At 28.5% G+C, this 24,329-nt stretch carries 18 protein-coding genes, 1 pseudogene and 1 other annotated feature; of the genes and pseudogenes, 5 read left to right on the top strand and 14 right to left on the bottom strand.

Going from position 1 to position 24,329, the window contains the following annotated elements; all coding sequences use genetic code 11:
• Positions 1 to 15: 15 nt before the first annotated feature.
• The 12 genes and pseudogenes from ftsH to NGI68_RS07405 form a co-directional block, all read right to left on the bottom strand.
• Positions 16 to 1,998, bottom strand: coding sequence for an ATP-dependent zinc metalloprotease FtsH (gene ftsH, locus NGI68_RS07460; protein WP_251860852.1), 1,983 nt, complete (start codon positions 1,996 to 1,998; stop codon positions 16 to 18).
• A gap of 405 nt (positions 1,999 to 2,403) precedes the next feature.
• Positions 2,404 to 3,795 carry a dipeptidase PepV gene (gene pepV / locus NGI68_RS07455; RefSeq protein ID WP_251860851.1) on the bottom strand — a complete coding sequence of 464 codons (1,392 nt, stop codon included), beginning with the start codon at positions 3,793 to 3,795 and terminating at the stop codon, positions 2,404 to 2,406.
• 213 nt (positions 3,796 to 4,008) lie between these two features.
• Entirely contained in the window at positions 4,009 to 5,445 is a 1,437-nt protein-coding gene (proS, locus tag NGI68_RS07450; protein WP_251860850.1) for a proline--tRNA ligase, read from the bottom strand.
• A 54-nt stretch (positions 5,446 to 5,499) separates the two neighbouring features.
• Positions 5,500 to 5,711 (bottom strand) — a binding site (T-box leader).
• Positions 5,712 to 5,845: 134 nt separating this feature from the next.
• A complete protein-coding gene (locus NGI68_RS07445; RefSeq protein ID WP_251860849.1) occupies positions 5,846 to 6,100 on the bottom strand; it encodes a GIY-YIG nuclease family protein in 255 nt (84 codons plus the stop codon).
• A gap of 195 nt (positions 6,101 to 6,295) precedes the next feature.
• A complete protein-coding gene (locus tag NGI68_RS07440; protein ID WP_251860848.1) occupies positions 6,296 to 7,513 on the bottom strand; it encodes an ABC transporter permease in 1,218 nt (405 codons plus the stop codon).
• 102 nt (positions 7,514 to 7,615) lie between these two features.
• Positions 7,616 to 8,485 carry an ABC transporter ATP-binding protein gene (locus NGI68_RS07435; RefSeq protein WP_251860847.1) on the bottom strand — a complete coding sequence of 290 codons (870 nt, stop codon included), beginning with the start codon at positions 8,483 to 8,485 and terminating at the stop codon, positions 7,616 to 7,618.
• Between the two features lie 11 nt (positions 8,486 to 8,496).
• Positions 8,497 to 9,849: an RNA polymerase sigma factor gene (locus NGI68_RS07430; protein ID WP_251860846.1), complete on the bottom strand. Its 1,353-nt coding sequence runs from the start codon at positions 9,847 to 9,849 to the stop codon at positions 8,497 to 8,499.
• 172 nt (positions 9,850 to 10,021) lie between these two features.
• Complete coding sequence (locus NGI68_RS07425) at positions 10,022 to 11,680, bottom strand: SulP family inorganic anion transporter (RefSeq protein ID WP_251860845.1); 1,659 nt, start codon at positions 11,678 to 11,680, stop codon at positions 10,022 to 10,024.
• 195 nt (positions 11,681 to 11,875) lie between these two features.
• Positions 11,876 to 12,616, bottom strand: a pseudogene (locus tag NGI68_RS07420) (sensor histidine kinase); the annotation flags it as partial.
• Positions 12,606 to 13,217: a DUF2705 family protein gene (locus NGI68_RS07415; RefSeq protein ID WP_353505364.1), complete on the bottom strand. Its 612-nt coding sequence runs from the start codon at positions 13,215 to 13,217 to the stop codon at positions 12,606 to 12,608. The pseudogene NGI68_RS07420 and the gene NGI68_RS07415, both read right to left, overlap by 11 nt.
• A 64-nt stretch (positions 13,218 to 13,281) precedes the next feature.
• Positions 13,282 to 14,187: an ABC transporter ATP-binding protein gene (locus NGI68_RS07410; protein WP_251860842.1), complete on the bottom strand. Its 906-nt coding sequence runs from the start codon at positions 14,185 to 14,187 to the stop codon at positions 13,282 to 13,284.
• Positions 14,188 to 14,433: 246 nt separating this feature from the next.
• Positions 14,434 to 15,480, bottom strand: a complete 1,047-nt coding sequence (locus tag NGI68_RS07405) for a PLL family lectin (RefSeq protein WP_251860841.1) — start codon at positions 15,478 to 15,480, stop codon at positions 14,434 to 14,436.
• A 360-nt stretch (positions 15,481 to 15,840) separates the two neighbouring features.
• Between NGI68_RS07405 and NGI68_RS07400 the strand changes: the two genes are divergently transcribed.
• Positions 15,841 to 16,542 carry a ferric reductase-like transmembrane domain-containing protein gene (locus NGI68_RS07400; RefSeq protein ID WP_353505363.1) on the top strand — a complete coding sequence of 234 codons (702 nt, stop codon included), beginning with the start codon at positions 15,841 to 15,843 and terminating at the stop codon, positions 16,540 to 16,542.
• Between the two features lie 445 nt (positions 16,543 to 16,987).
• On the opposite strand, the gene NGI68_RS07395 is transcribed toward NGI68_RS07400, so the two are convergent.
• Positions 16,988 to 17,854, bottom strand: a complete 867-nt coding sequence (locus tag NGI68_RS07395) for a hypothetical protein (protein WP_286010095.1) — start codon at positions 17,852 to 17,854, stop codon at positions 16,988 to 16,990.
• A gap of 206 nt (positions 17,855 to 18,060) precedes the next feature.
• On the opposite strand from NGI68_RS07395, the gene NGI68_RS07390 reads away from it, so the two are divergent.
• Positions 18,061 to 19,791 (top strand): coiled-coil domain-containing protein, encoded by a 1,731-nt coding sequence (locus NGI68_RS07390; protein WP_251860840.1) that lies wholly within the window; start codon positions 18,061 to 18,063, stop codon positions 19,789 to 19,791.
• 207 nt (positions 19,792 to 19,998) lie between these two features.
• Here the strand turns inward: NGI68_RS07390 and NGI68_RS07385 are convergent, their stop codons facing one another.
• A complete protein-coding gene (locus NGI68_RS07385) occupies positions 19,999 to 20,583 on the bottom strand; it encodes a hypothetical protein (RefSeq protein WP_251860839.1) in 585 nt (194 codons plus the stop codon).
• A 282-nt stretch (positions 20,584 to 20,865) separates the two neighbouring features.
• On the opposite strand from NGI68_RS07385, the gene NGI68_RS16935 reads away from it, so the two are divergent.
• The 3 genes from NGI68_RS16935 to NGI68_RS07370 form a co-directional block, all read left to right on the top strand.
• On the top strand, positions 20,866 to 21,849 hold the full coding sequence (locus tag NGI68_RS16935) for a collagen-like domain-containing protein (protein ID WP_286010094.1): 984 nt from the start codon (positions 20,866 to 20,868) through the stop codon (positions 21,847 to 21,849).
• Between the two features lie 273 nt (positions 21,850 to 22,122).
• On the top strand, positions 22,123 to 23,178 hold the full coding sequence (locus tag NGI68_RS07375; RefSeq protein ID WP_251860873.1) for a tetratricopeptide repeat-containing glycosyltransferase family 2 protein: 1,056 nt from the start codon (positions 22,123 to 22,125) through the stop codon (positions 23,176 to 23,178).
• Positions 23,179 to 23,589: 411 nt separating this feature from the next.
• Positions 23,590 to 24,329 (top strand): collagen-like domain-containing protein (locus tag NGI68_RS07370; protein WP_502799376.1); only part of this gene is annotated, 740 nt, incomplete at its 3' end.

Raw genomic sequence — 24,329 nt, 5'->3', positions numbered from 1 at the left:
TCTCTCCATTTCGTTCTATTCTTCTGTAGGTTGTTTATCATCTATATCTACGCTTTTATTCTCCACTACAGAATCATCTATATTCTTTTCATCTGATATTTTATCTTCTAATTTACCTTCATTACTTTTCTCTTCTAATACTTTTTTCTCTTCATCCACATCTACTTGCTTTGATATAGAATTATTTTCTCCTTTAACCATTGCCATGAATTCATCCCCCATAAGAGTTTCCTTCTCTAGCAATCTTTCTGTTATTTTATTTAATAATTCTTCATTTTCTTTTAAAACGCCCTTTGCTTTTTCATGACAATTTTTTATTATATTTAATGCTTCTTCATCTATTATAGCTGCTGTTTCTGCGCTACAATTTTGAACTGGTCTTCCATCTAGATATTTATTTTGAACGGATTCTAAAGCCATCATGTCAAATCTTTCAGTCATACCATATACGGAAACCATACTTCTAGCAGTTTGAGTAGCTCTTTCTATATCATTTGCAGCTCCTGTAGATACAGAATTAAATTTAACTTCTTCCGCAGAACGTCCTCCTAACATTACTGTTATTTGGTCCATCATTTCTTCTTTATTTATTAAATATTTATCTTCTGTTGGAAGTTGCATAGTATAACCCAATGCTCCCATAGTTCTTGGAACAATAGTTATTTTGTGCACTGGATCTGTATTAGGAAGTAATGCTGCTATAAGAGCATGCCCAACCTCATGAAAAGCAACTTGCCTTTTTTCTTGTGGAGATAGTATTCTATCTTTTTTCTCTTTACCTGCAATAATAACTTCAACAGCTTCTTCTAAATCCTCTTGTATAACTTCTTGTCTACCATTTTTAACAGCTCTTAATGCTGCTTCATTTATTATATTAGCTAAATCAGAACCTACTGCTCCTGGAGTACTTTTTGCAATAGATAACATATCTACTTCTTTTGATATTTTTACTCCATCTGAGTGAACCTTTAATATATCTTCTCTTCCCTTTAAATCTGGTCTATCTACTATTACTCTTCTATCAAATCTACCTGGTCTTAAAAGAGCTTTATCTAATATTTCTGGTCTATTAGTAGCAGCCAGTATAACAACACCTTTAGATGAATCAAATCCATCCATTTCAGCCAAAAGCTGATTTAAAGTTTGTTCTCTTTCATCATTACTACTCATAGCATTATCTCTGCTCTTACCTATAGCATCTATCTCATCTATAAATATTATGCACGGGGCTTTGTCTTGAGCTTGCTCAAATAAATCTCTTACTCTGGCAGCCCCCATACCTACAAACATTTCTACAAAACTTGAACCTGACAGTGAAAAGAAAGGTACTTTAGCTTCTCCCGCTACTGCCTTAGCTAATAAAGTTTTACCTGTTCCTGGAGGACCTACAAGTAGTGCTCCTTTAGGCAGCCTGGCACCTATGTCTGTGTATCTTTCCGGTTTATGTAGAAAGTCTACAATTTCCACTAAAGATTCTTTAGCTTCATCTTGTCCTGCTACATCTTGAAAATTAACTCCTGTTTCATTTTCCCCATATATTTTAGCAGTGTTCTTCCCAAAAGACATAACACCACTACCCATCTTTTTATTCAATTTTCCAAATATCAATTTTCCAAAGAACATAAATATCATCATAGGTATAATCCAGTTGAAAATAAAACTTTTTATAGCTGAACTTTCCTGAGGAACGCCACCATATTTCACATTAGCAGATGCTAATTTTTTTACTAAATCAGGGTCATAAACTGCCTCTGTGTACATGATTTTATTCTTTTCTCCTTCTTTTATCTTAGGATGAATTATTATTTTATCTCTTGTTAATTGAACTTCTTCTATTTTATTTTGATTTAAATATTTCATAAATTCGCTATATTTTATATGATCGGATTTTATATTTGTAATGTAATCATTAAGCATAAACACTATTAAAGCCACTGCTACAGCATAATAAGCAACATACTTTATTTTATTTTTGTCAAATTTACTATTCTTAGACATAATTTTTCCTCCGTTTTATATTAAATAAATTTACACCCTAAACATGCAGTATAGTATATTTTATCATAATTATAAAAAAATAAATATAATTATTCTCTCCTATAAATAGTATTACATTTTTTTTGTTATTACTATATTGTTATTTGGACTAATGTTAAATTTATTATTAAATATTTGTTAAATAAAATATTTAATAATAAATTTAACATTAACTTATGGATATCATATCTATATGTACCTTTAATATCACTTTATATATATATTCTTCTATATTATAAATACAATTTTTATTCCAAGAAAACTATACAGTAATGTAAATTATTATAGAGAAATAAAAGATATGAGCAAATATTATACATTTATCTCATATCTTTTTTCCAAATAACTATAAATCTTATAAATATACTATTTAGCTAATTCATATATAGCATGTCCGTATATTTTAGCATTTAAAACTAAATTTTCTAATCCTATATATTCATCTTTTTTATGAATTACATCTGGTTCTCCTGGGAAAATTGGTCCAAAAGCAACTATATTAGGCATTTCCTTTGCATAAGTTCCTCCCCCTATAGCCAATAGTTTTGGTTCTTTTCCTGTTTGTTCTTTATATACCTTTTGTAATGATTTTATCAATTTATGTTCAGCATCAAAATATAAAGGTTTTTGATCTTCCAAATTTTCTATTCTTATTTCTGTTCCTTCTATTTTTTTATTGAATCTTTCCATAAGATCCTCTACTTTATGTGTAACTGGATATCTTAAGTTTAATGACATTCTTATTTCATTTTCATCCATAGAAATAGTTCCAACATTAAAGCTTAATTTACCTGAAGGTTTATCTTCTAGATCTACTCCAAAAGATTTACCATCAGTTTCATTTCCTACATTATTATTGAAAAATCTTATAAATTGTAATTCATCACAATGTCCTAATGGAAGGTCTGCTAAAATTTTAAACATTTGCATTATAGCATTTTTCCCAAGCTCTGGTGTACTACCATGAGCAGACATACCCATAGATTTAATTACAACTAATCCTTCTTTTTCTTCTGCACTTAAATCTATTTTATTTTTAGTGGCACAATACTCTACAGCTCTTATAACCATATCAGTATCTGTGCATTCTATGCCAGCTTCACAATAATCTGGTACCATATTAGAAGCTTCTCCACCTTTAATATATTTTAATTTAATATCTTTATTGCTTTTTACCTTTAAATCTTTTACTACATCAAATATTGTAATTCCTTTTTCAGCATAAATTATTGGGTACTCAGCATCAGGAGTAAATCCAAGTACTGGTGGTTTCTCTTTTGCTAAATAATGCTCTATTTCAGTAGATCCCATTTCTTCGTTTGTTCCAAATAAAATTCTAACTTTTTTAGACAAAGGAAGTTTAGCTTCTTTTATAGCCTTTAATCCATATAATGCTGCAATTATAGGTCCTTTATCATCTGTAGTTCCTCTACCATGCATCTTTCCATCATGTATTTCTGCCCCATAAGGTGGATATTTCCATCCGTCTCCCTCTGGAACTATATCTAGATGTCCTAAAACACCCACATATTCGTCACCTTCACCATATTCTGCATAGCCAACATAACCATCTACATTTACAGTTTTAAAACCTAACTTTTTACTTATTTCTAATGCTTTTTCTAAAGCACTAGCTACGCCTTCCCCATAAGGTTTACCTTCTTTTGCTTCCCCTGCTATACTTTTAATTTTAACTAATTCTGCGGTAGAATCTATAAGATCTTCTTTTAGATTCTCTATTACGCTGTTTATGTCCAAAAGAATACCCCCTCAATAAATAATTTATTTTTCCTATTACACATACATTATACCTCTTTACAAAAAAAATTACACCATAATTTACAAATACTAAGTTAAAGGTTACCATAAATAAACATTGAGAAAAGACATAGAAAAATAATTATAGATTTTTCTATGCCTTTTTCTAATTTTAATATACTAAATTAAATATAATTTTTTATGAAAATTATATTAGTATGCTCTTCCCCAGTAAACTAGGTTTTTAGCTTTTTTACCACAGCATACGCAAGTATCTGATACATGTTCTTCATTAAATGGTATGCATCTAGAACTAGCTCCTGTTTCTTCTTTTATTTTTTCTTCACATTCTATATCTCCGCACCACATAGCTTTTACAAAACCATCTTTATCTTCAACAACTTTTTTAAATTCGTCCATATCTTTAGCTACACTAGTTTTTTCTTCCATTCTCTTTTTAGCTTTGTTGTACATAGTTTCGTGTATATTATCTAAAAGTTCTGGTATAACTGTCTCTAATTCATCCATAGAAACTACTATTTTTTCTCCTGTATCTCTTCTTGCTAATACTACTTGATTTTTTTCTATATCTTTAGGACCAACTTCTAATCTTATTGGAACACCTTTCATTTCATATTCGTTAAACTTCCAACCTGGCATTTTATCTGTATCATCAAGTTTAACTCTAGCTACTTTTGAAACTCTTTCTTTTAGTTCATATGCCTTATCAAGTACTCCTTCTTTATGTTGAGCTACTGGAACTATAACTACTTGTATTGGGGCTATTCTTGGTGGAACTACTAATCCACTATCATCTCCGTGAACCATTATTATAGCCCCTAGCATACGAGTTGTAACTCCCCATGAAGTTTGATGAACATTTTGAAGTTTTCCTTCTTTATCTGAATATTGTATTCCAAAAGCTTTTGCAAAATGATCTCCAAGATAATGTGATGTACCTGTTTGCAATGCTTTACCATCATGCATTAAACTTTCTATTGTATATGTGGCTTCTGCTCCTGCAAATTTTTCTTTTTCTGTCTTTTGTCCCTTTATTACAGGTATAGCCAATACATTTTCAACATGTTCTGCATACACATTAAGCATTTGTTCTGTTTCTTTTCTAGCTTCTTCTGCTGTAGCATGAATTGTATGACCTTCTTGCCATAAGAATTCTGCAGTTCTTAAAAATGGTCTTGTAGTTTTTTCCCATCTTACTACTGAACACCATTGATTATAAAGTTTTGGTAAATCTTTATAAGATTGAACTATTTTAGCATAGTGTTCACAGAATAATGTTTCTGATGTAGGTCTAACACATAATCTTTCTGTAAGTTCTTCTTCTCCACCATGAGTTACCCATGCAACTTCTGGTGCAAACCCTTCTATATGATCCTTTTCTTTATTTAGTAAGCTTTCTGGTATAAATAAAGGCATATATACATTTTCATGTCCTGTAGCTTTAAACCTTGAATCTAAATCCTTTTGAATCATTTCCCACATACCATAGGCATAAGGACGTATTATCATACAACCTCTTACACTTGAATAATCTGCAAGTTCAGCCTTTTTTACTATATCTGTATACCATTGTGCAAAGTCTTCATCCATAGGTGTAATATCTTCAACAAACTTTTTATTTTTTGCCATATTAAATTCCTCCCTAGAATTTATTTTTATAAATAAAAAAACTCCTAATCCCTAGACAGGGACCGAAGTTATGCCGGTGGTACCACCCTTGTTAACATATAAAATATGCTCACTTTTATTGATAACGGAATTTTTCCGCTGTATCCTACTTAAATTTCAGTACAGAACTCTGAGGCTGGTTCAAAACTTAGCTTTTAGGAATTCTCATCTTACATCCTTCTCTGTAAAAAGCATAGGAATCTACTATTCCTCTTCTTTGCTATAAATTTATATAATTTTTAAATATTTAATTATTATGATAAGTTATATTATAAACATTGTCAATAGCTTAACTAGCTTTAATTTTCCATATTTTTTATAATTTTAATATGCTCATAAAGTTATATAATATTGATATTATTTACAATCCCATCGAATTATAATCAATTAATTTTATTTTATCTTTTCTAGAAAATGTTTTGATTTCATATTCTCTTTTCATGGCTTCTCTATTAGTATTAAATTTCTCAAAATATTTTAAAACCACTGGTCTTCTAGCTCTAGTATATTTTGCACCTGTTCCTTTATTGTGCTCACTTATTCTTCTTTCAATATCTGTTGTCCATCCTGTATATAAAGTTCCATCCTTACACTCTAAAATATAAACATATGCCATATATAACAATCCTTCTCTTTTATATATTTCTCTATTACATATTATAAATATATAATACAATTATCTCTTAATAAATTGTTATTTTCTATAACTATTCATAAATCTTATAACAATATAGATTTTCAACTATCTATAAAATTTTATTTAAAATATAAATTCATTATAAATAGTTGAAACTATATAAAGATTATATTATTATTTTATCTGTTCATATTTTAATCTATTGTGTAAAATATATATTAATAAAATTGCTAACAGAGCGGAGTAGGTTAATATAAAATAAGGGTAAATCACAGGATGTCCAAATATATTAATAGTAGAAAATACATCATATATTTTTACACCACTAAGAATCTGTGCAATACTTAAGCTTATCAAAGGCTTTTCCCACCAAAAGTTTGCATTTGCACCAAATCTTTGTACTAACATTGGAAACATCAATATAAATCCAGAAATAAAGAAAGTCATCATAGATGATCTTGTAATATTAGATATCAGCAATATCAATAGTGCAAATATTATAGCTCCTATTACTGTTGTAAAAAATAATGTAAGATTAAATTCGCCTATAGTAAGATTATATGGAGAACATATAAAATCCCATAAACATTGCATAGGTGCACTAAATCCTTGCCATCCATATGCTATATTTACTAAAACAGTACTTATAAGATTACATATAAAAGTTATAAATACAGCATATATAATAGAAGCTAATATCTTTGCCCTAACACACTGACTTCTACCTTTTTTAGTAGATAAAATTATTGTATCTACTTTAGTTTTATATTCATCTGAAAACATAGGAGAGACCCCTAACAAAAGCATTATAACTATAATAATAAAATTTGTCTCATTTACAAAACTAGATATATATTGCCACCCTTCTGTATAAAAAAACTTAGGTTCTGAAAGTTTTTTATACATATCATTAGCTATAGTTTTATTTTTATATTCATAAGAATTTTCCTTTCCAAATTTTTTAAGATCCATTAAATTTTTATCTAATTCCTTTAGTGTATATCCTTTAAAATCTTGAGGTCTACTATCTAGTTTTTTATTATAAAACAGTGGATCTGCTTTTCTTAAAACATCAGCTATAGCTACAAATTTTGGTCTATTTTGCTGAGAATAATTATTCCATATTCGTTCATATATTCTTTTCCTACTATCATCTTTATCTTTAGTACTTTTAACAATATTAGATAATTTTTCTTCTTTCCCCTTAGTTATTTTTCCTTCAAAAGGTTTTGTATAATTATATAATACATTTGTTGATTCATAATAATTTTTAACCTCTTTAAATTCAATAATACCATTAGAGCCATGAACCAATAACAGTATTCCTCCTAATATTAAGAGCAAGTACTTTTTAGAAAATATTTTATATAATTCGTGCTTTAATAATTCCATGTTTCAACCCCCCTGTTATATTCTCCTGTATATTTTCCTAACTTTTTAATATTCTAAGCTATATTTCATTGTGAAATTTTATTATGAAATCTTGTCAAAATACTACTCTATTTTTTCATTAAAATAATGCATGTACATATCTTCAAAATTGGGTTCAATATCTATAGAATCTCCTTCTGGTTTATTAGAACTTATTATTCTAAGTTCTACTTTCCCTATCTTTCTCATAATATTTACTACTTGATATGTCTTTTCATATTCTGATATATCTTTCTCATCCATTTTTACTTTCCAAACTTTGCCTTTCATTTCTTTAAGGAGTTCTTCTCCTGTAGAGCATTTAATAAGCTGTCCTTCTCTTATTAAAATAACTTTTTTCGCAATATATTCTATATCTCCAACAATGTGAGTAGACAAAATAATAATCCTATCTTTGGATATATCTGAAATTAAATTTCTAAACCTGATTCTCTCTTTAGGATCTAATCCTGCTGTTGGTTCATCTAATATTAAAATCTTAGGATCATTTAAAAGTGCCTGGGCTATTCCTAATCTTTGTTTCATTCCTCCAGAAAATTTGCCTACTTTTTTCTTTCTACAATCTGCAAGACTCACAACTTCTAAAAGTTTTTCTATTCTTTCTTTAACTGTGTTTTTACTTAAGCCCTTTAGGGCTCCCACATACTTTAAAAATCTTTCTGCTGTAAAATTATTATAATATCCCATATCCTGTGGTAAATATCCTAATAAATCTCTATAATTTTCCCCTAAATCATTTTTATCCACGTTGTTTACTAAAATTTGTCCACTAGTGGGATTAAGTACATCAGAAATTATCCTCATTAATGTAGTTTTTCCTGCTCCATTAGGCCCTAATAATCCATAGACCCCTTCAGTCATCTCTATAGAAAAATCTTTTACAGCTATCTTATCTGAATATTTTTTAGTTAAATTATTTATTTTAAGTTTCACACTGTCATCTCCTATTCTTCATATATAAAATCTTTTATTTCTGTTTTCATATATTTTTTAAGAACTCTGTAAAACAAATATATTCCTGATATAGCTAAAGCAATATAAACCCCAATATTTATATATATAATCTTCTCCATAAAATTTCTATTTTGAAATAATTCATATAATAATAAAACCCATAAGCTTATAGCTCCTAATGAAACATAATATCCTCTAACTTTTTTTGCTATTATAAAAGCCATTAAATTTATCCATATAAAAGGAACTATCCATAAAATATTAATTTTTAATATTTGAATATCTAACCCAGTTTTAAATAATACTAAACTTATAGCTGTATTTAAAATAATATTAAAAATTCCTATTACTATAATTCTACTAATCACCATTTCTTTGCCAGAAATTTTAAAACTTAATTCTAGTTCTAACATATTGTTTTCTTTTCCCTTAAAAATTTCTACCAAGCCCAGTAATAATGGAATAGGACCTATTAGGATAATGACTTTATAAGGATCGATGTTCATGCTAATTGCCAATTTGAAAGTTATTAAGAATATTACAATACTTATAATCCAATATAACTTGTTTATATAACTTATTTCTATTTGCCCTCTTCTTAAGAATTTTTCAAATCCTTGTGCTAGATTTTTGTTTTTAGGAACATAAACTCTTAAATTTTCTACACACTGATCTATTTCACTTTCAGCAGGATACTGAATACTATAATCACTAAAGGTATCTATGAATTGTTTCATTTCTTCCTGTGAAATATCTAAAAATTCTGCATCATTAAATACTTCTCTGGTTTTTTCACTATTATCCCTCCCTTGCAATAATATCTTAAGCTTTTCTATAGCCAGCCTCAGTCTTGACTTCCCAGTGGATTCCTTTGTTCCTGATATATTAGCTATATCTCGTATTTTTAGATCATTATAGTATCTTAATATAATTACTTCCCTTTGTTCTTCTGGTAATAGCATGATGCTATTTTTTATTTCTTGTCTTTGTTCAACTTTTTCCAAATAATTTATAACATTTTCCTCGTCATAAACTTTTTCTAAGGAACCATCATCACCAGCATTATATTTAACATAAGCACTTTTCCAATAATCCTTGCATACATTTAAAGCTATCTTTAAAATCCAACATTGAAAATTCCCCTTATGTTTTTTGAAACTTTTCAAGTTTTTCATGATTTTTATGTAACTTTCTTGAGTTAGATCCAATGCAGTATTATACTCTCCTATATTTCTATATATAAAAGCATATATGAATTTATAATTTCTATTTACAAGAACTTCCATTGCTGATTGATTTCCCTTAAGAATATCATTGACTAGTTCCTCATCACTTAGTGCCAAAGTTATCCCCCCCTTCATACTTAATACGATGTATACTTATAAAAAGTTTAAAAATTACCATATTATTTATTATAAATAAAAATAGAATCCATAATATAGATTTTTTTCAAATACCTATACTATAGATTCTTTTTTAATTTGCTTAAGCTTTTTATTTGTATTTATATAAAATTTATCCCATACAACAATTATTAGCTGTTTGTATAGCTTCCTCTAAGGATTTTATAAATGTATTTTCACCTAATCTTGACACCATGCCCATACTTTTCATAACTTTCATAGGTTGAGATTGAACTTCAGACATAATCAGTTTTATTTCCTCTTCTATGCATAATTTTTCTATTTTCTTTAATTCACTATAGGCCGTAACATCTAATACAGGCATATTTTTCATTCTTAATATTACTACTTTTGATTCTGTATCTAAACTTTCTATTGAAGACATAAAATTATCTATACCTGCAAAAAATAATGGGCCATTTATGTCATATATCAATATTTCATTACCAATTTTACTTGTATGTACACTTTCTAATCTTAATTTATTTGAACAATAATTCTCATCTAATTCATTAACTTCTATAGCTAAAGCCATTTTTCTAATAAATAAACACATGGATATAAATATACCTACTTCTATAGCTATAACCAAATCAAATATAACTGTTAGAAAAAATGTAGCTAATAATATTATCACATCACTTTTAGGAGCTTTTAGCATGGCTTTAAAAATTCTCCACCCACTCATGTTATACGATACTACTATTAATATGGCTGCTAAAGTAGTAAGTGGAATATACTTTGCAAAAGGCATAAATATCTTCATTATTAATAATAATGTTACTGCATGCACTATTCCTGCTATAGGAGTTCTTCCTCCATTTTTTACATTAGCTGCTGTTCTTGCAATAGCTCCTGTAGCTGGTATTCCACCAAACAAAGCTGATGCAATATTCCCTACCCCTTGAGCTATTAACTCCATATTTGAATTGTGCTTTTCACCTATCATACCATCTGCAACAACTGCAGACAACAAAGATTCTATAGCTGCTAAGATAGCTATAGTAAAAGCTGGTTTAATTAATTTTTCTAATGTTATAATGTCTATCCCTGGCAATTTAGGTAATGATATTTGTGATGATATTTCTCCAAATTGAGTACCTATGGTTGCTACATCTAATTTTAAAAAAAATGCTATAAGAGTAGACAATATTAGTGCTATTAAAGCTCCTGGAACTTTCTTACTAAATCTAGGCCATATTATTAAAACTAATAAAGAAAAAATGCCTAATCCTAAAGTTTTATAATTTAACGTTCCTATATGCGATAAATACATTGACCATTTAGGTAAAAATTCTGATGGTACTTTATTTATTGCTAGCCCTAAGAAATCTTTAACTTGGGTAGAGAATAGAGTAACAGCTATTCCTGCTGTAAATCCAACTGTTATTGGATAAGATATGTATTTAATTAAAGAACCGAATTTTAATAGTCCAAATATGATAAGTATTATTCCTGCCATCAATGTGGCTATTACAAGTCCATCTATACCGTATTTCTCTATGATACCATATATTATAACAACAAAGGCTCCTGTAGGTCCTCCTATTTGAACTCTACTTCCACCTAAAAATGAAATTAAAAATCCTGCTATTATAGCTGTAATGAGACCTTTTTCTGGGGATACACCCGAGGCTATACCTAAAGCCACTGATAAGGGTAATGCTATTATAGCCACTATAATACCTGCTATAAAATCTTTTATTAATCCTTCTTTAGTAAATCTGCCCTGTTTACATTTTAATAGGTTTAAAATTTCTGGTTTTAACATTTAGTTCCCTCCTTGTGTCAGATTATTATTATACCCCTTTATCATTATAAATTCTTTTTCATAATTCGCCGTATTTCTACAAAAAATTAGATATATTAAATTCTTCTTATAATATCTAGTATAATTAACAATTTATTAACTTTTACAATAAAAAAAGGGTTCTCCTGTTTGAAAACCCTACTCTATAATATTATATTATATTTCTATTATCATTCCTAATCTTTCATTTTTTATAACTGCATACAACTGTCCCCCATGAAGCTTTACAGACTCTAAAGCTATAGCAAGTCCAAGTCCTGCTCCTTTACTTCCTCTTGATAAGTCTTTTTTATAAAATCTTTTAAATAAAAACTTTAATTCATCTTCTTTTATAACATCTTTAGGTGTATTCCAAAATTCCATTATTATTTTATCTTTATTTTCATATAAATTTATGATAATATCTGTTCCTCCAGAACTGTATTTTATAGCATTGGATATTACATTTTCTAGTACTCTCATAAATTTATCAATATCTACATCTTTATATACAGGTTTTTCAGGGAAATTCATATCTATAGTAATACTATTTTCTTTTAATTGAGGATAAAACCCATCAACTATTTGCCGTAATATTTCTTGCAATTTTATATTCTCTCTTCGCAATTTAGTATGTTTCCATTTTAATTTAGAAAACTGAAAAAATTCCTCTATAAGAGTTTTTAGATATATGCTTTGTTCTTCAATAGTATTTATATATCTATCACGTTCTTTTTCTGTATCATACTTCTTTTCCTTTAAAAGGCTTAAAAAACCTAATATAGATGTTAATGGAGTTCTTAAATCATGAGATATATTTAATAGAAATTCTTCTTCATTCTTTTTATTTTCTCTTATTTTATCTCCCATATCATTTAATGCTGTTGCTAAGGAAGTAAGTTCATTGTTATATTTTAAATGAAAAAGCACAGATTAAAATTGAAGCCATAAACTTTGAAAATAATATTCTGCTCCTTGACACTGGTTTAGTTAAAAGAAATTTTATGGTAGCTGGATTAAACTCTCCTGATACAGAATCCGAAACAATTATTCCTATGATTACTGAAATGATCAATAGTCCTACGAACATATTTATTTTAGGCAATAGACTAAATGCAGTTATTTCATAATTTGGAGTAGGTCTAATATTATTATTTAAATAGTATTCATTTGTTGCTATTTGATCTTTATATTCACTTATTTCCGTAGTATTTCCTTTTAATTTAACTTCTTTTAATCTTTCCCTTAAATCATTGTTCTGTTTTTTAAGTCTTTCATTCCAATTCATATTTTTATTCGCAATTTCAAATTTTAAATCTTTATTTCTTCTTTCCATATATTTTATATTTTTTTCTATTTCAAATTTTCTCTCTTTAGAAATACCTTTATTTGATTTTTCCTTTAGCCAATACTGAAGATTTTCTTCATTCATATTCAATAAATTTTCTGGTTTTGAACCCAATGTATCTTTACACATTAAGAATCCTATTACCATGTATAAAATAAGAAATATACCCATAGAAATTATATATTTTTTTGATAATATAGTTTTTTTTATTTCATTTTTTATTAATCTCATATACTTAAGCACCTTCCTGAAGTATTTTTATAAATTTATTTTCAAGATTATCTTTAACTTTATATATATAATTAATATTTATATCATTTTTACCTATTTCTTTTATTATTTGAGAAAAATATTTTTTATCTGATTCAACAATAATAAAATCTTTTCCCGTATTAATACTTTTTATATAGTCTAATTTAGAAAATACACTTTCTATTTTATTTATTTCAGTTGTACATATTTTAAATCTTTCCCCATCAGAAGATTTATTTGAAAATGATTGTATTGTCTTTACCACTCCATCTTTTATAATTGCAAAACTATCACAAATTTGTTCAATCTCAGATAGAATATGTGATGATATAAAAACTGCACTATTATTTTTCTTTGCTATGTCTTTTACTATGTCTCTAAATTCATGCATACCTATTGGATCTAATCCATTTGTAGGCTCGTCTAATATTAATAGCTTTGGATTTGATAATATAGCCTGTCCTAACCCTAATCTTTGTTTCATTCCCAAAGAATATTTTTTTACTTTGTCATTAATTCTATTCTTTAATCCCACAAGCTCTACAACCTCATCAATTCTTTCTTTACTTATGTCCCCATATAAATCTGCATAAAATTTAAGATTCTGAATACCAGTTAAATCATTATACATATCTGGATTCTCTACTATACACCCTACATTTCTTAAAGCTTCTATTTTATCTTTTTGTATGTCGTGTCCCATAATCTTGATGCATCCTTTAGTTGGAGATATAAGTCCTACTAACATTCTTATGGTAGTTGTTTTTCCTGCACCATTAGGGCCTAAAAACCCAAAAATTTCTCCAGCTTTTATGGAAAAACTTATGTCTTTAATTATCTCCCTTCTTCCAATTTTTTTATTAATATTTTTCGCCTCTAAAACTTCCATATTTTCCCCTCCATTTAAATTAATGTAAATCTGGAAATTATTCCTACATATTTAGTATATATAATAAAAATAAAGCTTAAAAAAATATAAACTAAAGAAAATATAAAGATTTTTATATTTAAAAATTAATAAAAAAAATAAAAGAATCTAAACTAATATATAGTTTAAAATTCTTTTATTTTTTATTGTGCTATAAATTTTATTATTATCTTACTATCCTATTAAAGAAATAGTCCTAAATAGCTATTAATTTCTAAATATGTGCCACATTGCATTATTCCTTCCTCTGGCAAATACGTCTGTCCTGTTTGGTCCCCAGGATACTGCAGCTGGATCAGAGGTTATATTTCCTGCTAGATTTCTCCAGTTACTCCAACGGGATCTTTCCCAAGCTCTGGTCATTAATTGATTATTTGCTCCTCTAGCAAATACTTCTAATCTATTAGGGCCTCTAGAGGACACTGCTGGACCAGAAGTTAGTCTTCCACCTAGATCTTCCCAGTTACTCCAACGAGATCCGTTCCACCATAGATGATATAAACGATTTTGCATTCCTCGTGCAAATACATCAATTCTATTAGGACCCCAGGATACTGCTGCTGGTGAAGATGTTAATCTTCCACCTAATCTTTCCCAATCACTCCAACGAGAACCATTCCACCATTTATGCCAAAGACCATTATCTGTTCCTCTAGCAAAAGTGTCTATTCTATTTCTTCCCCATGAAGCTGCTGCTGGTGCAGAACTTATATTTCCACCAAGACTTTCCCAATCGCTCCAACGAGAACCATTCCAGAATATATGCCACATAGCATTATCTGTTCCTCTAGCAAACACATCAATCCTATTAGGACCCCAAGATACTGCTGCTGGTGCAGAAGTTATTCTTCCACCAAGACTTTCCCAGTCACTCCAGCGAGACCCGTTCCACCATTTATGCCAAAGGGCATTATCTGTTCCTCTAGCAAAGGTGTCTATCCTATTTCTTCCCCATGAAGCTGCTGCTGGCGCAGAAGTTATATTTCCTCCAAGATCTTCCCATCTACTCCATCCACCGCCAGGGGGATTTATGTTTATCTGTCTATCAAAAGATCTGGTATCTTGAAGATCATCATCTTCATAAAAAAAGTCATCATCTTCAACTTCATCGTATTCTTCATAATCATCGTAATCTTCTAAATCATCAAAACCTCTCATCATTTGATCCTGTATAAATGGATAATTAAATTGGTGATAATTAGGGTCATCCATATAATATGGAGCAACATAAAAAAATGGATTATTATAATACATTAGGAACCTCCTCATATTCTTGTTCCTGATTAAACAGTTATCAATTATATTTTATGAATAAAACTGAAACTTGTTACAATATAGGTTTTAAAATAATAATAATAAAACCCATATAGTCACTATAATTAAAATCTATATATTTATTCCTTCATAATGCTACTATTTTTATAAATTCATTTCCCATTTGATCAAATAAATGTCTATTGACTTTTATAAAAATTTATATTACAATTTTAATCGATAATGAATATCATTTCTATTTAATTATTAATTTCAATTTATTTTTGGTTTATATATAAAAATTTATATTATAACCAATATCAGTTTTACTTAAAATATTTTTCATAAAGGAGTGTCCATATGTTATTAATTTATTCTTTTATATCAGTGATAATCTTTTCTATAATTTTTTCCAAAAACATAACAAAGTACAGCAAAATTTTCTATAGTCTAGCAGGCTTAATATCAATTATAACCATTATCTATGAAACTTTTAAAATGGTTCATGGAACAAAACTAAGTGGGTTTATTTATTATCTTGAGAAGACATCAATAAAGGGAATCATTTCAGTATCATTTTTTATTTTAGTAATGTATGCTGGGGCATTAAGCACAAACTACTCTTTCACAAAGAAGCTGCTGAAAATGAGAGCAGAACTAGCTATAATAGCTTCAATTCTGTTATTACCTCATGGAATAATATATACTATTAAATTCTTTTTATTTTCATTTAAAAAAGTCATGTCCAATCCCTCTGGATCTATGGCTTATTTAGGAATAGTTATTACTGGCTTAATAGGTCTTATATTAATGATTCCTTTATTTATAACTTCCTTCAAAAAGATAAGACGTAAAATGAGTGCTTATAGTTGGAAAAAACTTCAGAAAAAGTCTTATATATTTTACTTTTTAACATATCTTCATATAATGATTATAGGAATAAAGTCTATGAATTGGATTAATATTTCTACGTACTCAACTATATTTATGTTATACACAATTTTAAGAATATTAAAATATAATAAAGATCAACTTAAAAGAGTTAAAAAAGTAGCAATCTAAATATATAAAATAAAAGGGGCTGTCCCATTAAAGAATTTAAGCACAATATATTGTTTTACAGTTTAAAGTTAACACAATATCATTGTAGCATTTATTCTTAGTGCCACAGACCCTTTTATTTTATATTCATATACAACTCTTTTTTTATCAATATCACCTAAGTACATCTTATAATCACATACAACACTCTTCTTATCTATAGTTGCTTTTCTAATTTCAATTAACCATAAAACAACAAAGAAAATCTATTTGATCAAAGTAATCTCATGAAAAAAACATAAATGGAAAGACTCCGAATCCCTATATAGGGATCGAAGTCATAATATACCTTTCTATAAAAAGCATACATATTCAATATTCCTTTTCTTACAACTATCATATTTAATTTATAAATTAATACGATAAACTTTTAAAAATAATTTTCATATTATTCTTAAATTACAAATTAGTTACTAGCTATTAGAGTACCTTCATCTACATCTTCTTTACTGGATTTATTATCATAACAATGATCGTTATCATCACAATCATCAAATAAATTATCCATTATTTGTGGTGGATATAAAGTTGGAAGTTCTCTTTCCATAAAGTCTTTGCATGGATCCTCTGAGCAATCACATTCATCTGGTACTGGGCAATAGCCATAAGCTGGAACCATTAATTGAACCACTATTTCGCATTTGATTATTATAAATAATCCTAGTGTAACACATAAGAATACTTTTTGATCTGTAGGATCATCTGGGCAAGTACAACTGCAACCACAACCACCACAATCTACCTTAGAAATGTCTGTGCTTAAACAATCTCCTACGATTTCTAGTTTTATAAACTGTTGGTCGATTTCTTCTGCTGATGTACATTCTCTACCTATTACAGTTTTAGCTATAGTGTCTGGACAATATAAGTTGCCAGCAGTTATAGTTCTATTTACTGAATAAGTTAATGTTTGTGTTTGTATTACGCCATTTATTTCTACATCTACATCCACATTAAAAGTAACTGTATAATTAATAGTTACTTTCTTATAGCCAGTTCTACCATTTGCAACAGGACATTTAGTAACAGAATTAACAACTACTGTAAAATCATCACAGCATCCTACACATCTAACCTGTGATGGATCTGTAATATTTGGTATTTGCATACATAATTGTTCACAATCATCTGTTGGTTTTAAGCATTCCTTTTTTAAACATTGATCAAAAACTTTAGGTACTTGAATACAACATATCTCCACTGGATCTGGTAAACATCCTTGTTTATTTACAAAACCTGGACGTGGAATAAAATCTTTTGAATTAATAGCCATATAAAATATCCTCCTTTTTCATATAGAAGAAACATTGTTTTATCTCAATATATAGTATGCATATAAAAAAATAAGTGTGATTAGTTAAAATATATTTTACTAATATAATTTTTGCATAAATTAAATAGATTTTTAGTAATATTTTACTATTAAAAGAATATAAGAAACTTGTTATTAATATAATTTTATAAAGGTAGGTGAATATTATGAATTTTAACAACTCATACATTTTCAAAAATATATATGGTAATATGTATGAATTTTATATTAACAAAAATAACGAATTAATGTGTAATAAATTTCAGGAAGAAACAAAAATTCTAGAAGGCGTTTCAAAATTTAATATAAATATAACTAGTCTAGGAATAATAGAAATAGTATGTATAACCTTTGAAGGCCTTATTAAATACTGCAAATTCAACAAAAAATGGTCTGTTCAAACTCTCTATAAATTAAAATCCCATAATAACCGTATAGATGAAGTAACATTATTTTCTAAGGAAAATAAACTTCATATATTTTTTATGTTCTATGAAAACAGATCAGATTCTATGGGTAACATATTACATTATGTATGGAATGGAAATAAATTTGATACCAATATAATAGGTCCTATAAATACTATAAATAGTGTAGAAACTCATTACCATTTAGAAGTAATAGATAATAATATTACCATGTTTTACATAACAAAAGAAAAGGGATCTAACGTGATTAACTCTTGTAAATATTTAAATAATAAGTGGTGTGACTATAAAAAGTTATATAGATTAGATGGTGGCAATATTAATTTTTCTACTATAAAAAAAGATACAGAATTTAATATTTTAAATGTGTCTGAAGAAGATAAAATATATACATTAGAACATGTAAAAATAGATAATAGCAATAATATTGTAAATTTCCCTATTTATCAAACAAATACTCCTATATATAAATCTACATTTATTATATTCAATAATATATTGTACTGTGTATGGTTAGAAGATGATAAATTAATGTATTCTTCCTTTAACAATACTAAATGGTCTTCCCCATCTAACATTTATACTGAATCCTTTGATAATATAGATATGTATAAATATGTTTATGAACAAAGTCCTTGGGATAAATCTATAGAAAGTAAAAATATATTTGCTTCTATATCTGATACCATCAATGTATTTTTACCTAAAGTCACTAAAACATATAATAATAAAAATAATGATAAATGTGATGCAGAAAGCACTATAAGAAAATTACTCCAAGAAATATCGGAGAGAAATGCTATAAACTATAATTTAAAAAATAAAACTATATTGCTAACAGAAAAATTAAAAGAAGAAAATACTCGTATTAACAATCTTGTTGAAAATCTAAATAAAATTTCTATACAAAAATCCAATATTGAAAGTAGATATAAATCCACATTAGAAACTAATAATAAACTAAGTATTCAGACTAAGGATTTTAAAGAAAAATTAAATGAAGAATTAGAGAAAAATAAAAATCTAAATAGTATGATGGAGAAATTTCAAAATCAAAATATTGAAACTATAAAAAGTCTTGAAAATAAATATTTTATTGAAGTTGAAAGTATAAAAAAACAACTTAAAGATAAGGAAATAGAATTTGAAAATTTGCTTGATAAAAATAAAGATTTAGAGAAAATCGTTAAAGAATTAAAAATAGAAAGTAATAAATTGAAAGAAAAATTAGAAAAATCTAAGCATAATATCTTAGAAGACTTGAAAACACAATATGATATAGAAGCCTCCAACATAAAAAAACAACTTGAAGAAAAAGAAAAAAGTTTTGAGTATATAACAAATTATTCGCAAAAATTGGAAACAAGTCTAGAGGAATTAAAATCAGAAAACTCACTTATAAAGCAAGAACTAGAATGCTCTAAAAATAAGAGTTTTCTAGAAAGACTTTTAGGTAAACCTTATAAATAATTATTAAATCATAGTCTTAATATAAATTATAATTAATTAACATTATAAATTAAATATTTATATAAAGAACCCCATGCAAATACATGGGGTTCTTGAACAATCTAACACCTTATATTTAATAAAATATAAGAAGGCTTTATTATCTAAGTTTTACAATTTTATTTGAATGGAATATATACTTTATCAAAAAATTTTTTAACTTTATATTTAACCTTGAATAAATTTTGTAATCTTACAAACTGAAAATGCATCTACAAGACCATCAGTTATATTTTGTCCTATAACTATTCCAAGACCAACTTTTCTTATTGTTATAGGTTGAGTAGCATTAGGATCTAATTGTCCTTCAAACTGTACTTGTACATTACTACCTATTAATCTATTTAATCTTTCTCTTAGTGGTCTTTCATAACAATCACATTCGTCACAAGTGCATACTGGTGGAAGTAAATTAATTAAAGCTATTGTCCCTGCACCAGTCCATCTAACTCTTGAAATATTACAAATTGAAATAAATTGATTAATACCATTTATATTTAAACTAATTACACTATCATCTATTGATACTATTTGACTTACTAAAAAAGATTGAGTAGCTCCAGTATCCAAAGTTAATTGAATTGTTGCAGTAGCTGGTAAAACAGTTCTTAATTGAGTTAATAAATCTTGCATAGGATCTACACAGCAATCACATAAAGTAGTAGCAGCTTGACACATGCACATGCCACAGCCATTACAGTATAAATCTTCTAATTTTTCTTGTAGTTTTTTTCTATCATTACAGCATAGCATAAATCTCAACATCCTTTCAAAAATTTAAGACTATTAATTCAGCTTATTTGTTGTCAATACATTATATGATTTACATCTGTTTAATGTAACTAAATCTTATAATCTATAATATATTTATATTTTAATAAGCTTTGATACTAATTCTATACATTATATATAAATGTTAATACTAGGATCATTTACAATTATGTCAAACAAAGAAAATCATCATATAATAATAATAATAATGTCAATATAACTGACTTTATTATTAAAAATATAACTATATTATTTAAATGGAAGGTGATTTGCTTGAGTAATAGATGTATGATATGCATGCCAAGTTGCAGCTGTGGTAGATGTACTTGCCCTCCTGGTCCAACTGGTGTAACTGGCCCTATTGGTGTAACCGGTCCTACTGGTGTTACTGGCCCTATTGGTGTAACCGGTCCTACTGGTGCTACTGGTCCTATTGGTGTAACCGGTCCTACTGGTGCTACTGGCCCTATTGGTGTAACCGGCTCTACTGGTGCTACTGGTCCTATTGGTGTAACCGGTCCTACTGGTGCTACTGGTCCTATTGGTATAACCGGACCTACTGGTCCTATTGGTGTAACGGGTCCTACTGGTGCTACTGGTCCTATTGGTATAACCGGACCTACTGGTCCTATTGGTGTAACCGGTCCTACTGGTGCTACTGGTCCTATTGGTATAACCGGACCTACTGGTCCTATTGGTGTAACCGGTCCTACTGGTGCTACTGGTCCTATTGGTATAACCGGACCTACTGGCCCTACTGGTCCTATTGGTATAACCGGACCTACTGGCCCTACTGGTCCTATTGGTGTAACCGGACCTACTGGTCCTCAATTATTACCTTCTGCATTTGTTACTAGGACAATTGCAGAAGATGAAGATATTGACACTAACCAAGCAATATCTTTTAATAATGCTGGATTTATTGATCCTGTTATTGCTTTTTCACACACAGCTGGTAGTTCATCTATTACAATTAATGAAACAGGTAAATACGAACTAATATTTACAGTAACTAAAGCTGTATCAACTCCTCAAGGAGTTATAATTCAGCCTCGATTAAGTATATCTGGTATAATTCCATTTTCCTCTTTCGGTAATATAACAGATGATCAAATTATGGGACATTCCATATTTAATGCTGTTGCAGGTGATATCTTACAACTTTTTAATATAAATAGTCCACTTACTATACCTGCTAGTGTATCTGGATCTGTTACAGCATCTGTACAACTTATAAAAATAGGATAAATATATTTTTTTATAATAAATCAATACACCTATGATATTAATAAGGCTATCTCATTATTTTGAGATAGCCTTGTCTTTATAATAAAATATATACTTAAAAATTCTAAATTTATTTTTTATATTCCTAGATTTTTTCCTTTAAAATTTTATAGAACGTAATATTTAAACATTTCATATCATAAAATTAGACAGTTATGTTATGAATGAATACTAAAATAAATAATTATATTTGGAGATGATATTTTGGGAAAACCTATAACTATAAGTTTATGTATGATTGTAAAAAATGAAGAACTTACGTTGGAAAGGTGTCTAAATTGTGCAAAAGATCTAGTAGATGAGATTATAATCGTAGATACAGGCTCTACTGATAAAACAAAAGAAATTGCTCAAAAATTTACGGACAAAATTTATTATTTTGAATGGATACAAGATTTCGCAGCAGCAAGAAATTATTCATTCAGCAAAGCTACTAAAGAATATATATTCTATTTAGATGCAGATGATATAATCTTAAAAGAAGATCAAGAAAAATTCAAAAAATTAACATCTAATCTTGATAGATCCATTGATTCTGTTACTATGTTCTATAATATGAATTTGGATAAAGATGGTATACCGGCTTTAAGCTATAGAAGAAACAGACTTGTCAAACGAGAAAAGAATTTCAAGTGGTATGGTAGAGTTCATAACTATTTACAAGTATATGGTAATATATTTGATAGTGATATAGCTATAGTTCATGATAAAGTAAAACCTCGTGATTCCGATAGAAATTTAAATATATATAAGAAAATGATAGAAGATAACTATGAATTTTCTCCAAGAGATGTATTTTATTATGGAAATGAATTATATGATCATAGATTATATGAAAAAGCTATAGAACAATATAAAAAATTATTGCAAATGAATTCTGGATGGTATGAAGATAAGATAACTGCCTGCGGTAAGCTAGCAGATTACTATAATTATATAAAAGATCCTTTTAACGCTAGAAAATACTGTTATTATTCATTTAATTATGATACCCCAAGGGCTGAATTTTGTTGTAGATTAGGTCGTTATTTCTTGAATGAAAATAAAATACCTAATGCAATATTTTGGTATGAATTAGCTACTAAATTAGAACGTCCCAAAAATAGTTGGGGATTCTTTAGGGATGACTGTTGGACATGGCTTCCTCACGTTCAACTTTGTGTTTGCTACTATAAACAGGGAAACAAAAAGCTATCTTATGAACATAATGAAATAGCTCTCTCATATTCCCCTAACAATCAAACTTTACTGAATAATAAAAAATTCTTCAAAAGTATTGGGTTTGATTAACATTATGAATACAACCTTAGCTTAAATTAATTCTTTAATTATAAGCGATGTTATTAAAATTTATAATTATTTAAAATCATTATAACGTTTATCCTATAATTTTTATTTTATTTGATTTATATAGGATAAATGTTATTATTTTTTTTATTATATGCAATAAAATATCATAATGTAATGCTAAATTTATTTTCAAAGTAATTTGCATCTTAATTCCTATGAAATGCATCAATTCTTCTATCTTATTGTTATGAATCCATAATAAATTTGTTCAATTATTTATACCTTATAAAGCAAAGAAATTGCAATATTATACTAAATATAAAAAATTATTCATATCATATATTGATAATCTTATATTAATTTTTATCAAGTAGGTTATCAATGTACTACTTTAAATAGAAGGTGATTTATTTGGATTATAAACATAAAATTATGTTTGTGCCAAGTTGTAGTAAATGCACCTGTCCACCTGGACCAACAGGTCCTAGAGGAATTACAGGTTCAACAGGAACTACTGGACCACGAGGTATTACTGGGAATATTGGTCCTCAAGGTGTCACTGGAGTTACTGGATCTACTGGCAATACAGGCCCTCAGGGTATTACTGGAGTCACTGGTCCTACTGGCAATACTGGCCCTCAAGGTATCACTGGAGTTACTGGATCTACTGGCAATACAGGCCCTCAAGGGATTACTGGAGTTACCGGTCCTACTGGTGATTCTGGCCCTCAGGGTATTACTGGAGCTACGGGGGTTACTGGACCTCAAGGTATTACTGGACCTAGAGGCGCTGCTGGGGTTCAGGGTATTAGAGGTATTACCGGACCTAGAGGTGCTACTGGTGCTCAGGGTATTAGAGGTATTACCGGACCTAGAGGAACTACCGGTGCTCAAGGCATTAGAGGTATTACGGGGCCTAGAGGGGCTACTGGTGCTCAAGGGATTACTGGAGTAACTGGTCCTACTGGCAATACAGGCCCTCAAGGAGTTACTGGTGCTACTGGTGTTACTGGCCCTCAGGGTATTACTGGAGTTACCGGTCCTACTGGAAATACTGGTCCTCAAGGTGTCACTGGAGTTACTGGATCTACTGGGGATACAGGTCCTCAGGGTATTACTGGAGTTACTGGTCCTACTGGAAATACTGGCCC

The sequence above is a fragment of the Clostridium sp. Marseille-Q2269 genome, assembly GCF_943736985.1.
In the GTDB taxonomy this organism is placed as follows: Bacteria; Bacillota; Clostridia; order Clostridiales; family Clostridiaceae; genus Clostridium_F.
Note: the sequence above shows the minus strand (reverse complement) of the source record. Positions and strands in the feature narration are given on the sequence as shown.

Bases quoted from the DNA above. Each gene is read 5' to 3' on its own strand.
- ftsH (WP_251860852.1), bottom strand. From the start codon at position 1,998: ATGTCTAAGAATAGTAAATTTGACAAAAATAAAATAAAGTATGTTGCT.
- proS (WP_251860850.1), bottom strand. From the start codon at position 5,445: ATGGCAAAAAATAAAAAGTTTGTTGAAGATATTACACCTATGGATGAA.
- NGI68_RS07445 (WP_251860849.1), bottom strand. From the start codon at position 6,100: ATGGCATATGTTTATATTTTAGAGTGTAAGGATGGAACTTTATATACA.
- NGI68_RS07440 (WP_251860848.1), bottom strand. From the start codon at position 7,513: ATGGAATTATTAAAGCACGAATTATATAAAATATTTTCTAAAAAGTAC.
- NGI68_RS07425 (WP_251860845.1), bottom strand. From the start codon at position 11,680: ATGTTAAAACCAGAAATTTTAAACCTATTAAAATGTAAACAGGGCAGA.
- NGI68_RS07415 (WP_353505364.1), bottom strand. From the start codon at position 13,217: ATGGGTATATTTCTTATTTTATACATGGTAATAGGATTCTTAATGTGT.
- NGI68_RS07410 (WP_251860842.1), bottom strand. From the start codon at position 14,187: ATGGAAGTTTTAGAGGCGAAAAATATTAATAAAAAAATTGGAAGAAGG.
- NGI68_RS07405 (WP_251860841.1), bottom strand. From the start codon at position 15,480: ATGTATTATAATAATCCATTTTTTTATGTTGCTCCATATTATATGGAT.
- NGI68_RS07400 (WP_353505363.1), top strand. From the start codon at position 15,841: ATGTTATTAATTTATTCTTTTATATCAGTGATAATCTTTTCTATAATT.
- NGI68_RS07395 (WP_286010095.1), bottom strand. From the start codon at position 17,854: ATGGCTATTAATTCAAAAGATTTTATTCCACGTCCAGGTTTTGTAAAT.
- NGI68_RS07390 (WP_251860840.1), top strand. From the start codon at position 18,061: ATGAATTTTAACAACTCATACATTTTCAAAAATATATATGGTAATATG.
- NGI68_RS07385 (WP_251860839.1), bottom strand. From the start codon at position 20,583: ATGCTATGCTGTAATGATAGAAAAAAACTACAAGAAAAATTAGAAGAT.
- NGI68_RS07375 (WP_251860873.1), top strand. From the start codon at position 22,123: ATGATTGTAAAAAATGAAGAACTTACGTTGGAAAGGTGTCTAAATTGT.